This is a genomic window from Sediminibacterium sp. TEGAF015 (assembly GCF_025997995.1).
In the GTDB taxonomy this organism is placed as follows: Bacteria; Bacteroidota; Bacteroidia; order Chitinophagales; family Chitinophagaceae; genus Sediminibacterium.
Genome location: NZ_AP026683.1, coordinates 983,535 through 995,924 on the forward strand (window position 1 = coordinate 983,535; position 12,390 = coordinate 995,924).

18 protein-coding genes are annotated in these 12,390 nt (G+C 34.6%); 11 read left to right on the forward strand and 7 right to left on the reverse strand.

The window, feature by feature from the left end; translation table 11 throughout:
- The first annotated feature begins 33 nt into the window (after positions 1–33).
- Entirely contained in the window at positions 34–282 is a 249-nt protein-coding gene (locus TEGAF0_RS04390) for a hypothetical protein (RefSeq protein WP_264900375.1), read from the forward strand.
- Between the two features lie 479 nt (positions 283–761).
- Complete coding sequence (locus TEGAF0_RS04395) at positions 762–1,613, forward strand: hypothetical protein (protein ID WP_264900376.1); 852 nt, start codon at positions 762–764, stop codon at positions 1,611–1,613.
- A 131-nt stretch (positions 1,614–1,744) separates the two neighbouring features.
- On the opposite strand, the gene istB is transcribed toward TEGAF0_RS04395, so the two are convergent.
- From istB to istA, 3 genes are read right to left on the reverse strand one after another with little or no spacing between them, the layout of a single operon-like run.
- Complete coding sequence (gene istB, locus TEGAF0_RS04400; RefSeq protein ID WP_264900316.1) at positions 1,745–2,503, reverse strand: IS21-like element helper ATPase IstB; 759 nt, start codon at positions 2,501–2,503, stop codon at positions 1,745–1,747.
- A 32-nt stretch (positions 2,504–2,535) separates the two neighbouring features.
- Positions 2,536–3,165 (reverse strand): Mu transposase domain-containing protein, encoded by a 630-nt coding sequence (locus TEGAF0_RS04405; protein WP_458574897.1) that lies wholly within the window; start codon positions 3,163–3,165, stop codon positions 2,536–2,538.
- A complete protein-coding gene (istA, locus tag TEGAF0_RS04410) occupies positions 3,150–3,938 on the reverse strand; it encodes an IS21 family transposase (RefSeq protein WP_264900319.1) in 789 nt (262 codons plus the stop codon). The genes TEGAF0_RS04405 and istA overlap by 16 nt, the downstream gene beginning before the upstream one ends.
- A 752-nt stretch (positions 3,939–4,690) precedes the next feature.
- On the opposite strand from istA, the gene TEGAF0_RS04415 reads away from it, so the two are divergent.
- The 4 genes from TEGAF0_RS04415 (at position 4,691) to TEGAF0_RS04430 (ending at position 6,224) form a co-directional block, all read left to right on the forward strand.
- Complete coding sequence (locus tag TEGAF0_RS04415; protein ID WP_264900378.1) at positions 4,691–4,894, forward strand: hypothetical protein; 204 nt, start codon at positions 4,691–4,693, stop codon at positions 4,892–4,894.
- A gap of 62 nt (positions 4,895–4,956) precedes the next feature.
- Entirely contained in the window at positions 4,957–5,214 is a 258-nt protein-coding gene (locus tag TEGAF0_RS04420) for a hypothetical protein (protein ID WP_264900380.1), read from the forward strand.
- A gap of 248 nt (positions 5,215–5,462) precedes the next feature.
- Complete coding sequence (locus TEGAF0_RS04425; protein ID WP_264900382.1) at positions 5,463–5,828, forward strand: hypothetical protein; 366 nt, start codon at positions 5,463–5,465, stop codon at positions 5,826–5,828.
- A gap of 18 nt (positions 5,829–5,846) precedes the next feature.
- Entirely contained in the window at positions 5,847–6,224 is a 378-nt protein-coding gene (locus TEGAF0_RS04430; protein ID WP_264900384.1) for a helix-turn-helix domain-containing protein, read from the forward strand.
- 226 nt (positions 6,225–6,450) lie between these two features.
- On the opposite strand, the gene TEGAF0_RS04435 is transcribed toward TEGAF0_RS04430, so the two are convergent.
- Together TEGAF0_RS04435 and TEGAF0_RS04440 are read right to left on the reverse strand one after the other, a co-directional pair.
- Positions 6,451–6,687, reverse strand: coding sequence for a DUF433 domain-containing protein (locus TEGAF0_RS04435; protein ID WP_264900386.1), 237 nt, complete (start codon positions 6,685–6,687; stop codon positions 6,451–6,453).
- Between the two features lie 59 nt (positions 6,688–6,746).
- A complete protein-coding gene (locus tag TEGAF0_RS04440) occupies positions 6,747–7,190 on the reverse strand; it encodes an HAD domain-containing protein (protein WP_264900387.1) in 444 nt (147 codons plus the stop codon).
- Positions 7,191–7,553: 363 nt separating this feature from the next.
- Here TEGAF0_RS04440 and TEGAF0_RS04445 point away from each other — a divergent pair, with 363 nt between their 5' ends.
- Positions 7,554–7,727, forward strand: coding sequence for a hypothetical protein (locus TEGAF0_RS04445; protein WP_264900388.1), 174 nt, complete (start codon positions 7,554–7,556; stop codon positions 7,725–7,727).
- A 393-nt stretch (positions 7,728–8,120) separates the two neighbouring features.
- Here TEGAF0_RS04445 and TEGAF0_RS04450 read toward each other — a convergent pair whose 3' ends face one another.
- On the reverse strand, positions 8,121–8,876 hold the full coding sequence (locus tag TEGAF0_RS04450) for an SDR family oxidoreductase (protein WP_264900390.1): 756 nt from the start codon (positions 8,874–8,876) through the stop codon (positions 8,121–8,123).
- Positions 8,873–10,066, reverse strand: a complete 1,194-nt coding sequence (gene coaBC / locus TEGAF0_RS04455; protein WP_264900392.1) for a bifunctional phosphopantothenoylcysteine decarboxylase/phosphopantothenate--cysteine ligase CoaBC — start codon at positions 10,064–10,066, stop codon at positions 8,873–8,875. Before coaBC ends, TEGAF0_RS04450 begins: the two co-directional genes overlap by 4 nt.
- Before the next feature lie 62 nt (positions 10,067–10,128).
- On the opposite strand from coaBC, the gene panC reads away from it, so the two are divergent.
- The 4 genes from panC (at position 10,129) to TEGAF0_RS04475 (ending at position 12,389) form a co-directional block, all read left to right on the forward strand.
- Positions 10,129–10,998 (forward strand): pantoate--beta-alanine ligase, encoded by an 870-nt coding sequence (gene panC, locus TEGAF0_RS04460; protein ID WP_264900394.1) that lies wholly within the window; start codon positions 10,129–10,131, stop codon positions 10,996–10,998.
- Complete coding sequence (gene panB, locus TEGAF0_RS04465; protein ID WP_264900395.1) at positions 10,982–11,776, forward strand: 3-methyl-2-oxobutanoate hydroxymethyltransferase; 795 nt, start codon at positions 10,982–10,984, stop codon at positions 11,774–11,776. Before panC ends, panB begins: the two co-directional genes overlap by 17 nt.
- 78 nt (positions 11,777–11,854) lie before the next feature.
- Positions 11,855–12,034, forward strand: coding sequence for a hypothetical protein (locus TEGAF0_RS04470; protein WP_264900397.1), 180 nt, complete (start codon positions 11,855–11,857; stop codon positions 12,032–12,034).
- A 4-nt stretch (positions 12,035–12,038) separates the two neighbouring features.
- Positions 12,039–12,389, forward strand: a complete 351-nt coding sequence (locus TEGAF0_RS04475; protein ID WP_458574901.1) for a Fic family protein — start codon at positions 12,039–12,041, stop codon at positions 12,387–12,389.
- Position 12,390: the final 1 nt, after the last annotated feature.

Consider the following 12,390-nt stretch of genomic DNA (forward strand, 5'->3'; position numbering starts at 1 on the left):
CCATTTCTTTTAAACATTCGCTTACATTTACTTATGCACGAAACCTTCGACCTACCCGTGTGGTATAATGGGAAAGAGATCATGTTCCCTGCCGAACTCCAGCCCTATGGATATACCCATCGCATCACAGTGCACATCGAGAACTTCCCATTTATGTTTGAGCCCGATGAAGAGAAGAATTACCGAGTGATCCTAATGGATCAAGACAGAAAGAAAGCGGGTAAAATTGACCCATATTTATTACATGTTATTGCGGAAACTTTAAAATACCTATTCACTTGATGATTTAATTGACTGAGAAATCTATAAGCCACAAGAATCTCTAACAAACGAAGAAATTTTCTTTACATAAGAAGACTGTGAAAATTTCAGTAAGCTCCCAAATAAACAATTAAGTGTTCCGCAAATAAACGCTTTACTTTTATCTAGTGAGCTTCAAATTCGGTAAAAAGGGAAAGTGGTTATAAAACTAGCAAACGAAACTACACATAAAAAAAATCAACAATCATTCTAGGCTATAAAAGACCAAATTTATAATAGAAGAAATAATATATGCATTAATCGCACCAGTTGATGGTTTATTAAAACTCTTATTTCTAGTGTAAGAAAACCAAAATTTAGAAAGTGGCAGACAAATTGATTTAATAAGCCCATCTAATACCTCATATTATGCAGAATTAATTTAAACTGAAGTTCAAATAATAACAAAGGAAATGCGACTGCTTAATAAATATTGAACCATTGATAACTAATAATTATCAATGAAAACATTGTTTGAGCTCAAACGATTTAAATCCTCAAGAGATAAAGGAATAATTGATGCGCTAAGATTGTATGTTGATTATACTGAACCAGCTGTAAGAACAGATAGTAAAGAGATATTGTATTGTTTAGATCATTGGAATGATCTTTTTACGGATCCTTTTTTTGTATTGTCACTTTATTTGAATGGTGAAATAATTGGTTTTACAGAATTGGCATTTTTTGTGGAAGAAAAGTTTGTGATCGTTGATTATTTAGTGATTGATAAACGATTTCGAAAAAACAATACCTTTTTTCAATTCATCGAAGGCATCCAAGAATTTCTTCGAAAAGAGGGCATAGAGTATAACTACATTGTTGCTGAAGTAGCTTGTTACCACGATAACCTTGAACCCCCAGAATCTTCAAGATTATTAATTCGACTATTAAAAATGTCACACTTTGGAGTAATTAAATGTAATTACTATGTACCACGAGTTGGCATATTCGATTATGAAAGCGAAATGCGAGCGGTAATGATGATCTACTCTCAAAATGATGCTCGTGTAATAAAAAAGGATACTTTTTTTCAAATTGTGAATGCCATATACAAAAAATACTACCAACGATGGCATAATCTATTTGTGGGTATTGACGAAAAAATGAAATACGACACAGAAATAAACTTCTTATTGGATAAGATGGAAAAGCAACTGGCTTCACGTAACACAATTGAAATCAATGGCCTTTCAGGCTTATTCCCAATTAAAACGAATTTTGAATATTCGAGTACGAAAAATAAGTTGTTGAAGATTGTAACAGCGCTGGGATTATTTGTTATTTGCTTTTTATGTAAATACCAGACAACTTGATCCCCATTCGCCAAAGCAATGTGACCCCCTAAGAAACTCTTTCCAATAATGGATTGATTGAGGCCTAAAAAAATGGTAAAGAACTAGTTGTAATTGTTTTTCAAACGTAGGATTTATTTTGTCTATTTTGATTAAATATTTTTCTCGGTTTCTGCAGTGCTGCTTTCTTTTTTTAATTTGCGTAAAGATTCCCCCTTTAACTCTACACGTACTGATTGATGAACCAGTCTGTCAAGTATAGCATCGGCTACAGTTTGTTCTCCAATCACATCGTACCAGTTTTTCACTGGAACCTGCGATGCAATGATAGTACTTCGTTTACTATGTCGGTCTTCTACAATATCCATCAATAATGCTCTACCGCTAGCATCAAAAGCTTGGATTCCAAAATCATCTAGTATTAACAGGTCTTGTTTTTCTATACGAGTAAGCTCTCTGAGGTGCGAGCCATCGGCTTTGGCCATTTTTAAGATGGATAGTAATTTGGCGGTATTGGTGTAGTAAACTTTAAACCCAAACAAACAGGCTTGGCGCCCAATGGCGGATGCCAGATAACTCTTGCCTGTACCGGTACTACCAGTAATAAATACATCTTGTCCCTTTTTTATAAACTCGCAAGTAAGCAAGCGATCTATTTGATTTTTATCCAGTTCTCGTTTATTACTAAAGTCAATACCGTCTACATCTGCCATATAGCGGAACTTAGCTGTTTTAATATTTCTCTGTAGGGAACGATGTTTACGATCGTCCCATTCATTTTGTACTAAGTACTGTGCCATCTCATCATTGGTAAAGCTAACTGGAGGTGGAAGCTCTACAAAAGTTTTAAAAGCGGTTTGCATTCCAAGCAGGCGCATATCGCCCATTTTCTTTAAGGTGTCTTTGTTCATTAATGTTGGTTTAAAATTTAGTGATAAAAGCTTTATTCGTAGTATTCTGCACCACGTACATTTTCGTGTGATGGCATATCTGTATTCAGTATCTCATCTTCCATTGGAATCGTGTCTGCTTTTGTTCGTAGTATCTGGTCTATAATACCATAGTTATAGATACCATAACTATCTGCTCGTTTACACGCATTAACGAGCCTAGTATTACCTACTCGTTTGGCAAAGTTTAATACGCCAGAACAAGATTTATAACTTTGTTCTGGATAAATTTCACGAGCTAATATCTTGGCTATGTAAGCTGCTACACTTTCCCCGATGGCGCTAGCAGTTGACATAAATTTCTGGGGATTCCAATCAGCTGCATACTTATGCTGGGTGGCAAGATGGTCTTGGATAGTAATATACTTGAGTCCTTTGCCGATATATCTATCATGAACGGCTACCACTTCGTTTTCATCATACACCGACAACTTTGTAGTGCTGTACTTTATTTTCAACCGCTTACCTATTAACTTGTAGGGTACGCTGTAATATCGTTTATCAACACTAAGCAACACATGTCCATACTTGTTTACAGTTGATAGCTGCGAAGTCATCGGCTCAAATAAATATGGATTTAGCGGTTGCAACGTTTGCTTCTCTAGTTCTATAAACTGTTGCATCCTGCTATAGCTTCTACCAACGCTTTGTCTTTAGGTTTATAAGTACGAGTTGGATATCCAAACGTATGGTAATGTTCTGCAAAAGCAGCGAAGGTTTCATTGAGTTGTGCCTCATACTTACTGGCTTTGGTAACTGCCGACTTTAAATTATCTGGCACAATAGCCTGGGGAACACCTCCATAAAAATGAAGGGCACGTTCACAGCATAAAATAAAATCTTCTTTGCATTGGGAGTGTACTGCCATTACAAAAGTGAGTTGACTGCAACCCAGGATAGCTACAAAAACTTCCAGTTCACTTATCTCACCCGTTTGCGCATCCACCAAGTGTAATTTCTGTCCAGTAAAATCTACAAACATTTTATCGCCTGCTTTATGTACCATTTTTAAAGAGGGCTTACCTTGCTGCATATACTTATTAAGCTTATCCAAAAAGGATGAACTCTTATATCCATCTGTACACTGGGTTAAATAAAACTCATAAACCTTACCCTTTGTTACACCACGTTTCCTAAGCATACTTGCGAGTAATGGAAGAAGTGGTTCTAAATCCGCTTGTCGCCTATTAAATACCACAATAGGCTCTTTAATTAAAAACAACCGAGACATCTGAGCATCGCTCATCGCTTCAATCTGCTCTATTGTTTTCTCCGATAAAACATAGCGATACAGATACTTTTTAATAGTATTACGAGCAATCCCTGTTGATTGACTAATTGACTTTGTTCCCTTCCCTGAAGCATAAAGACGGAGAATCTGGCGTATTGTAAACATCTCAATTGTTTTGTTAGACATGTATGGAAAGCACTTGATGAATCAAGAACCTCCCGATTTTTTCCTACGAAAACAACTAATTCTTATACCAATATCTAGGGGGTCAATTTAAAATGGCGAAAGGGGGTCAGTTTGCTCTGGCGAACAGGGGTCACTTTACAATGGTATTAGGGGGTCAATTTGACTGGATTTTCCAGAAAAGCCAATGAATATAAAATGGGAACTAAACGAACCATTACCGCATTATTTATGGAAAGAAGCTGCTAAACTAAGAGTTGGTTAAACCCATTAGTACCTCTCTTATTCTCACAGCCATAATCCCTCAAAACCATCTTATTACCAATGAATACATTTACCACCGTCGAAACAAGCTATATAACACCATCAAGAACAGTTGAAACAATATTCCTACAAAATAATAATTCAAATAGAGTCATCTATCTATATAACTACGAAGGTCTACACTTCAGGATATTCAACACCACATTAGAACTAGTTGACTTTTTTACAAATCAAACAGAAGCTTCAATTTCATTTGAAAATGAGCAAGAATTAGATCAATATCTAGCAACGGTATAGACCAGCCATCTCCTAACCCGACAGCTATAATCCCCCCCAACTCCCCCCTCTATAAATAGGTTACAACCACCATATTTTAATTGCATTAATTAAATTACAACACCATGATCCAAGTAACCTCTATCGAACACCTCAAACAACTCTCTAATATCAACGGACGAGCAGAATTCTATATGCTCCTAGCAGGAGGACTATGTAGATCATCAAAAGAAATCCATTACGATGAGCATACCAAACGATTCGATATATACAATGAAACAGACGATACCTATCAATCTAACCTAACAGAAAAGGCATTACACACTAAGACCAATATTCCAGAAGCCATAGAAAAAGGAGCCTTTTATTTCCATGGAGTACAAATGTGGGGTATATAAGAAACACCCCAACTCCGAAAACCCGGCAGCTCTAATCCCCCCCCAACCCCTAAAACCCACCCATGCTCACCCTCAAAATCATCATCAAAAAAGAATGGTTCGACCAAATAGCCGCGGGAGCCAAAAAGATCGAATACAGAGATGAAGTTCCATTCTGGACATCCAGGCTATTTAATACAGAAGGTAAAAAAAGAAAATACGACCGAATAGAATTCATCAACGGCTATAACAAAGACGCAAGAAGACTCATCACTGCATTTGAAGGCTTCACTACAAGAAACAATACCTACTGTATTAAAATCGGCAAAATTCTGAAGTAACAGGATCTCTCACACTGTACAGTCCCAATCCCCCCAAACCCTCTCCCATCAGAAATCAATAAACCCAAAGGGAACTCAGAATAGGCATAGAAAAACCTCAATATTGAAAATTTAGAATTTAGTCGAATAATCGTCTAATTCAAATTGAATACATTAGCTATGATTTAATCATATCACCATCCCAAAATCAAGAATTAACTTGAAAAATCAAAAAAGTATACTATTTTTACTTAACCTAAAAGTTAAGATTGATTCTTAAATTCATCAGAATCAGAGATCTCTCCACGCGACTTGTAGGTTTTTATACAGTTCAAGTTGAAGGTGAGGAGTTGTCTGAATTTGAAAAATTTGACGCTAAGGCTTTCCCTGAAAACCAAAAAGATTTTGACAGAATCTATTCGATTCTTCTAAGAATGGGTGAAAGATTAGTTATTTTATTAAATGGCGATGTAAAAACTCATTTAAATCCTAAACAATGTCCAAATGTTCGAAAACATTTTGATTTTGCCATAAGACTTTCAACTTTAATTGACAAAGCAAAATTTGATAAAATAATTCAGTGGGACCCAGATAATACTTGGATTATCACAGACAATGAATACATTGAAATATAAATTTAAAATACACTTGCCATGCAGCTAAAGAATTTACAAAAGTTCAAGGAAGCCCAGCCATCACTTGAACTTAGAAAAGTGGATTTCTACATGCAGTTACTTGATAGAATTCATTACTTGTTGCATAAACATATGAATGGTAAACAAAAAGAATTGGCTGATGCTTTAGGTGTTTCTGAAGCTGCAATAAGCAAATTATTGAATGGTGTAAAGAATATTGAAACGGAGACTATCTTTAAATTAGAAGAAGTATTTGGAGAGCCAATTATTAACGTAGTTAAAACTAAAACTTATCTCAATAAAATGAGGGGCAATGCAACTAATACACCTAGCTTAGAAGAAATCACTCAGGTAGTGGAAGAAGTAAGAGCTAAGCGGTATGGCAAAAAAGTGTAATCCACTGCTTTTAAGTTCATCTAAAATAGATTCAATATATAAGCAATTGTTGACTCTGAAAAACGCCTGATTTATGAAAAATAAATATCGTACCTTAAATTAAATTAAAAACCATGAAGAATAAAACGATAAGAGATTTTGAAGGTCTCTAATAAAAAAATTAAAGCCGCTTTCTAAGCGGCTTTTTTTATAACAAATACAGAGACAATTAATTACATTTAACTGCCTATAAAGGTTTTAATATAGGGAAGTACAATTCTTGCTGTATACATTCCTTCAAGTAAGCAAATACAGCCCTCAAAGATTCAGCAGTAACTGTTGGATAAGGCTCAAGGATTTGTTTCTCCGTCCAACCAGCAGAAAATAATTCCAATACCAACTCTACAGAAATCCTAGTACCCTTGATGGTAGGTTTTCCAAGTAGAACTTGATTATCAGTAACGATATGGTCTTGCCAATTCATATTGGAATATACAAAGATTACTCAGCCACCTCCTACTACCCAGCGCCTCTAATCCCCCTTTACCTCAACTCACCCAACTTCAATAAATGCTCCTCAGTAAGACCTATTAAAGGACTGGGCTGAACTAAATGCGCCTTCAGATAATCAGGGAGATCATTCAAAGAAGTATCATCATCAATAATGATAAAGTTTTCTTTGGTATTATTGACTTTAAACCAATTGACAATTTCATCTTTCCTATTAAGATTATCAATATTCTCAGGAAGTCGCTCTATTTTATTAGTATGAATGCCTCTATTTCTGAAGATACTTTTCCATTCTTCAATACTAAAATTAGTCTTATGAGAAGTGGTCAGCATGATAGTATCATCATCAGAAATCAGCTGTTGTAGGGCAATAGTTGCCTTTGAACTAAACTCAGGGAATCCATCATTCAAGAGTTCAGGGCTTTTCCAACCTTTAGCTGGAACCATGACACCATCTATGTCTAATAAGATCAACATATGTGCAATTTAGGGTTTTAATTTTGCAACATTAAAACTTCAATTTTCGTGAACTTTATGAAAATTGGTTATATTAATAACCACCCCAATGCCTCACTTAACATATACAATAATTAAGTCCGACACCCAATACAAAAGGTATTGCAGCATTTTGGAAACACTAGTTGAAAGCAACAAAAAAACCAAGGCAATTCAAGATGAAATTGAATTACTTTATTTACTCATTGAAAAATATGATGCAGAACATAAAAGTTTCGGTGATGCCGACCCCATTGAGCTACTCAAATATTTAATGAGCGATCATCAACTGAAAGCTGTTGATTTAGCATCATTATTAAATATAATGAAGGGCTGGTATCAGACATGCAGAAATATAAAAAAGGACTATCTAAAGAAACCATTCGAATTCTATCTCAAAATTTCAAAATCAGTCAGGATGCATTGAATAAACCTTATGCATTAAAGCTAACTCCTCCTATCAAAATAAGAACAATAAAAAAACGACCCGCAGCCAGAAAAATAGCAAGAGCACTTTAATCCCCCCTACCCCTCATTCAACAATAATTTACGCAAATAATTAATAGCGACCTTTTTCTCCCGATTCTTCCCTACTCGAATTACATCAAGCATAGCAAGAATTTCATACAATCGACTATCCTCTTTTGCGGCTTTTACCTGATTACTATAAAGTGGCTCTATTGCTTGACCATAATCGCTACCATTAGAATCTGGCAATACTTAGATTTCATTACTAACTATATTGCCCTTAAAATATTTATGACTGTGACTAGTTGCCATCCCCTTAGTCATTGGACCAGGAGACCGAGGAAATACATAAGGCAAACCATATAGTAAAAACTCGAAAAAGGCATTTCTAAAGACCTTTCTGCGATTGTGATTAGTAGTGATCCTGATAATTTTACAATTAATTTACTTAGCATTTGCACTAAAGCCCCCATCAACTTTAATTGTTTCCCCAGTAATATATGAGGAAGTTGGCATTGCTAAATAAGCAACGGCATTGGCTATTTCTTCGGGGGATGCAATTCGATTCATCGGGGTATTAGAAATCACAAAATCTTGTAACTTTTCATCATGCAATAATGTATTAATCCGGCCGGTAGAAGTGAACCAAGGAGCAACGGAGTTCACCCTTATTTTATAAGGTGCCCATTCAATTGCTAAGGATTTGGTCAATTGAATTAAAGCAGCTTTTGTAATAGCATAGATACTTCCTGTTCCAACATCTTCAAAGCCTGCAATCGAACTAATATTGATAACAACTGCTCCATTTGCTTTTTTCAATGGTTCAAATAAAAGTTGTGTTAAGCGAATTACAGAGAAAAGATTTAAATTAAATATTTGATGAATTTCTTCTACACTATATTCAATGAATTTTTTTGGAAAATTACCGCCTACATTATTTACTAAAATATCAAGCTTTTCAAGCTGTAATTGTGTAGTTAGTTTTTGATAATTATCATAATCTGTTAAATCAGCTGCAACAATCCAAATTTGCTGTCCCTTCTTTTGCCAATGAGCAATATCCAGGTCAATATCGTGCTGATTTCTGGCTATGATGACCACACTCGCACCTAATGATAAAAACTCATTAACAATGGCCAATCCTATACCCTTTGTTCCTCCAGTAATTAAGGCAACTTTACCTTGTAAACTCCATTTCACTGTAGCCAATTTTTAATAATATAATTTGACAATTTTGAAGCAATCTCAATTTTTGATAATGAACTAAATTTTTGTATTTCATCTTTACTGATGAAAGATACTTCCATTTGATCTTGATTAAAACAACTATTGGTATCGCTTAAATGATTTAAAACAATTAAATCAGCGTTTTTTTTAGTCAATTTTTCAATGGCATTATCAACTGCGTTGTCTGTTTCTAATGCAAATCCAATAACTTTCTGGTGTGGTAATTTCTGCAAACCCAATGTCCCAAGAATATCTTTGGTTTTGGTAAGATTAATTTGCAGGTCTTGATCCAGCTTTTTAATTTTTTTGTCACTCCTATTTGGAATCGTGTAATCAGCAACTGCAGCGGTAAAAACTGCATAATCATAACTTTCTCTAAATTGATTACATGCTGAATACATTTCATCAGCGGTATTCACTTGTATCAAATGAATACCAGTATATTTAGTCTTTATTGCAACTGGCCCAGAAACCAAGTATACTTCTGCTCCGAGCATATATAAAGATTCTGCTATGGCATATCCCATTTTCCCAGAAGATCGATTGGTAATAACCCTCACAGGATCAATTGGCTCTTCAGTTGGGCCCGCAGTTACCAACACTTTTTTCCCAGCTAATATTGATTGTCTTATGAAATTTGATTCAATATAGTTAATCATCTCTTCTATTTCAGGCAATCTTCCTTTCCCATTTAGGCCACTTGCCAATGAACCAGTACTCGGTTCAACGACTGTATTACCCCTTTGTTGTAATAAAGAAATATTATGTTGTGTACTAGGATGAAGCCACATATCCTCATCCATTGACGGAAAAAGGATTACAGGGGCAGGACAACTTAAATAAGTAGCAACCAAAAAATTATCAGCCAATCCATTCACTAACTTAGAGATGGTTGTACAACTTGCAGGTGCAATAACAAACAGATCAGCCCATCTGCCCAAATGCACATGATTTTGCCATAAATCATCTTCAACAAACTCACAATACACTTTGTGCTCAGAAAATGTTGATAAGATCGTTGTGGAAACAAATGCTTTAGCATTGGGCGTAACAATCACTCTTACATTTGCACCTTTTTGCTTTAGAACTCTAATAAATTGATACATTTTGTAAGCAGAAATGCTTCCAGTAATCCCCAATAATATCTTTTTATCTAAAAACATAATCAAACTTAATATTTCTACATTAAAATCAATGAACTTTACAACCTTATTACACAATATCGATGCAAATTATTAGCACAGCAAATGAATTAGCAAGTTATTTAAACACAGTTAAAAATAACGGGAATATTGGTTTTGTCCCAACAATGGGCGCTTTACACGAAGGACATCTTAATTTAATTAGAACATCAAAACAAAATGACGACACTACAATTTGCAGTGTATTTGTAAATAAAATTCAATTTACAAATGAGGATGACTTTATTAAATATCCAAGAAATATTGAACAAGACATCAAATTATTGGAACAAGTAGGTTGTGACTGCGTATTTATTCCTACACAAGAAGTCGTTTTCCCAATCGACTATAAATATGAAATATTTAATTTAGGTAAAATTGAACATATTTTAGAGGGATTGTACAGACCAGGCCACTTTCAGGGGGTTTGCAATGTTGTCAATAGATTTATTGAACTGATTCAACCTAATAAACTTTATTTAGGGATAAAAGACTTGCAACAATGTAAAGTGATTGAAAAAATGATTCATCTGAAAAAATATGAACCCGCTGTTGAACTGATTTTTTGTGCAACCTCTAGAAACGAAAAAGGATTGGCTTTAAGCAGTAGAAACAAAAGATTGAGTAATGATGCAAAGAACAAAGCATTGATTTTAATTGAAATGCTTAAGTCAGCAAAAGAACAAATCTTATCTAAGAGCAGTAATCTCGATACAATTAAACAGTTTTGTATAACTACAATCTTAACAAATGGATTTGAGTCAGTTGATTATTTTGAATTTGCAGATCAACATTTTGAATTAGTAAATGATTCTTCTACTAACCAAAATCCAGTATATATTTTAACTGCCGCTACAATTGAAGGCGTAAGACTGATAGATAATATAATTATAGGATATGAAACAAACAGTTAAGACCATTTGCCAACTAAAAAAAGAGCAAAAGAAGATTACTATGTTAACATCGTATGATTATACGATGGCTAAAATAGTTGATGAAGTTGGTATAGAGATAGTATTAGTAGGCGATAGCTTATCCAATGTTTTTCAAGGAAACGATACTACTGTACCAGTAACCATTGAGGAAATGATATATCACGGCAAAGCTGTAGTAAAAGGTATTAAAAATGCTTTAGTAGTGATTGACATGCCATTTGGCTCTTACCAGATAAATGAGGATCGAGCAGTAGAAAATGCAATAAGAATTATAAAAGAAACCAACGCACAAGCCATTAAGCTTGAAGGTGGAATTGAAATAGAAAATAGCATTAAGAGAATTACTGATGCAGGAATACCTGTTATGGGGCATTTAGGTTTAACTCCGCAAAGTATCCATCAATTTGGCTCATTTGAATTACAAGCAACTACAAAAACAGCACAAGATAAATTATTGAAAGATGCTATAGCATTAGAGAAAGCTGGTTGCTTTGCGCTGGTTCTGGAAAAAGTTCCAGCCAAAATTGGAAAAAAAATCACTACTGCATTGACAATACCAGTGATTGGCATTGGTGCTGGTAATGCTTGTGATGGACAGGTCTTGGTTATTAATGACTTAATTGGCCTAGATCCAACCTTTAAACCAAAATTTGTAAGGCAATATTTAAATGCACATTCACTTATTTCAGCTGCCGTAAAAAAGTATCTTTTAGATGTAAAAGAGCACAATTTCCCCAACGAAAAGGAATCTTACTAGTGTATATAACATTAGCCAAACAAATCAAATGGGGGCAGATAAACTATTAAGCAATTCTCCTATCTTTAATAGTATCATATGATACTATCACATGAAGCTACCCTACGCAAAAAAAATAGAATCAGAACCATCCAGGCATCATTAGCTATTGAAGGAAATACATTAACTGTAGATCAATTAAAACCTAACAGTGAGAAATCCTTTTTACGGGCACATAAAATTTTAATGAAAGGCTTGATACCTCAACCTGGGCACTGAATTTATACATCCTTTTTCTGACGGTAATGGAAGAATGGGAAGACTTTGGCAAACCATTTTATTGATCCAATCCTATTCTTTATTCGAATACCTTCCCTTTGAAACCATCATCAGCAAAAATCAAAAAGCCTATTACAAAGCATTGTCTAATAGCGATAAAAAAGGAGAATCAACCGAGTTCATTGAATTCATGTTAAACAAGATTAACACTTCTTTGGAAGAACTATTAAGAGAAAGAATTGAACCCATAACCAATGAGGACAGAATCACGTTGTTCCTGGCAGCAAAAAAAACTCCATTTTCTAGAAAAGACTATTTAAATTACTTCAAAACCATTTATACAATTATCAACTGAT

What these genes read in the sequence shown, in the direction of transcription:
- TEGAF0_RS04390 (WP_264900375.1), top strand. Translation starts at nt 34, where the DNA reads ATGCACGAAACCTTCGACCTACCCGTGTGGTATAATGGGAAAGAGATC.
- TEGAF0_RS04395 (WP_264900376.1), top strand. Translation starts at nt 762, where the DNA reads ATGAAAACATTGTTTGAGCTCAAACGATTTAAATCCTCAAGAGATAAA.
- istB (WP_264900316.1), bottom strand. Translation starts at nt 2,503, where the DNA reads ATGAACAAAGACACCTTAAAGAAAATGGGCGATATGCGCCTGCTTGGA.
- TEGAF0_RS04405 (WP_458574897.1), bottom strand. Translation starts at nt 3,165, where the DNA reads ATGCAACAGTTTATAGAACTAGAGAAGCAAACGTTGCAACCGCTAAAT.
- istA (WP_264900319.1), bottom strand. Translation starts at nt 3,938, where the DNA reads ATGTTTACAATACGCCAGATTCTCCGTCTTTATGCTTCAGGGAAGGGA.
- TEGAF0_RS04415 (WP_264900378.1), top strand. Translation starts at nt 4,691, where the DNA reads ATGCTCCTAGCAGGAGGACTATGTAGATCATCAAAAGAAATCCATTAC.
- TEGAF0_RS04420 (WP_264900380.1), top strand. Translation starts at nt 4,957, where the DNA reads ATGCTCACCCTCAAAATCATCATCAAAAAAGAATGGTTCGACCAAATA.
- TEGAF0_RS04430 (WP_264900384.1), top strand. Translation starts at nt 5,847, where the DNA reads ATGCAGCTAAAGAATTTACAAAAGTTCAAGGAAGCCCAGCCATCACTT.
- TEGAF0_RS04435 (WP_264900386.1), bottom strand. Translation starts at nt 6,687, where the DNA reads ATGAATTGGCAAGACCATATCGTTACTGATAATCAAGTTCTACTTGGA.
- TEGAF0_RS04440 (WP_264900387.1), bottom strand. Translation starts at nt 7,190, where the DNA reads ATGTTGATCTTATTAGACATAGATGGTGTCATGGTTCCAGCTAAAGGT.
- TEGAF0_RS04445 (WP_264900388.1), top strand. Translation starts at nt 7,554, where the DNA reads ATGCAGAAATATAAAAAAGGACTATCTAAAGAAACCATTCGAATTCTA.
- coaBC (WP_264900392.1), bottom strand. Translation starts at nt 10,066, where the DNA reads ATGTTTTTAGATAAAAAGATATTATTGGGGATTACTGGAAGCATTTCT.
- panC (WP_264900394.1), top strand. Translation starts at nt 10,129, where the DNA reads ATGCAAATTATTAGCACAGCAAATGAATTAGCAAGTTATTTAAACACA.
- panB (WP_264900395.1), top strand. Translation starts at nt 10,982, where the DNA reads ATGAAACAAACAGTTAAGACCATTTGCCAACTAAAAAAAGAGCAAAAG.
- TEGAF0_RS04470 (WP_264900397.1), top strand. Translation starts at nt 11,855, where the DNA reads ATGATACTATCACATGAAGCTACCCTACGCAAAAAAAATAGAATCAGA.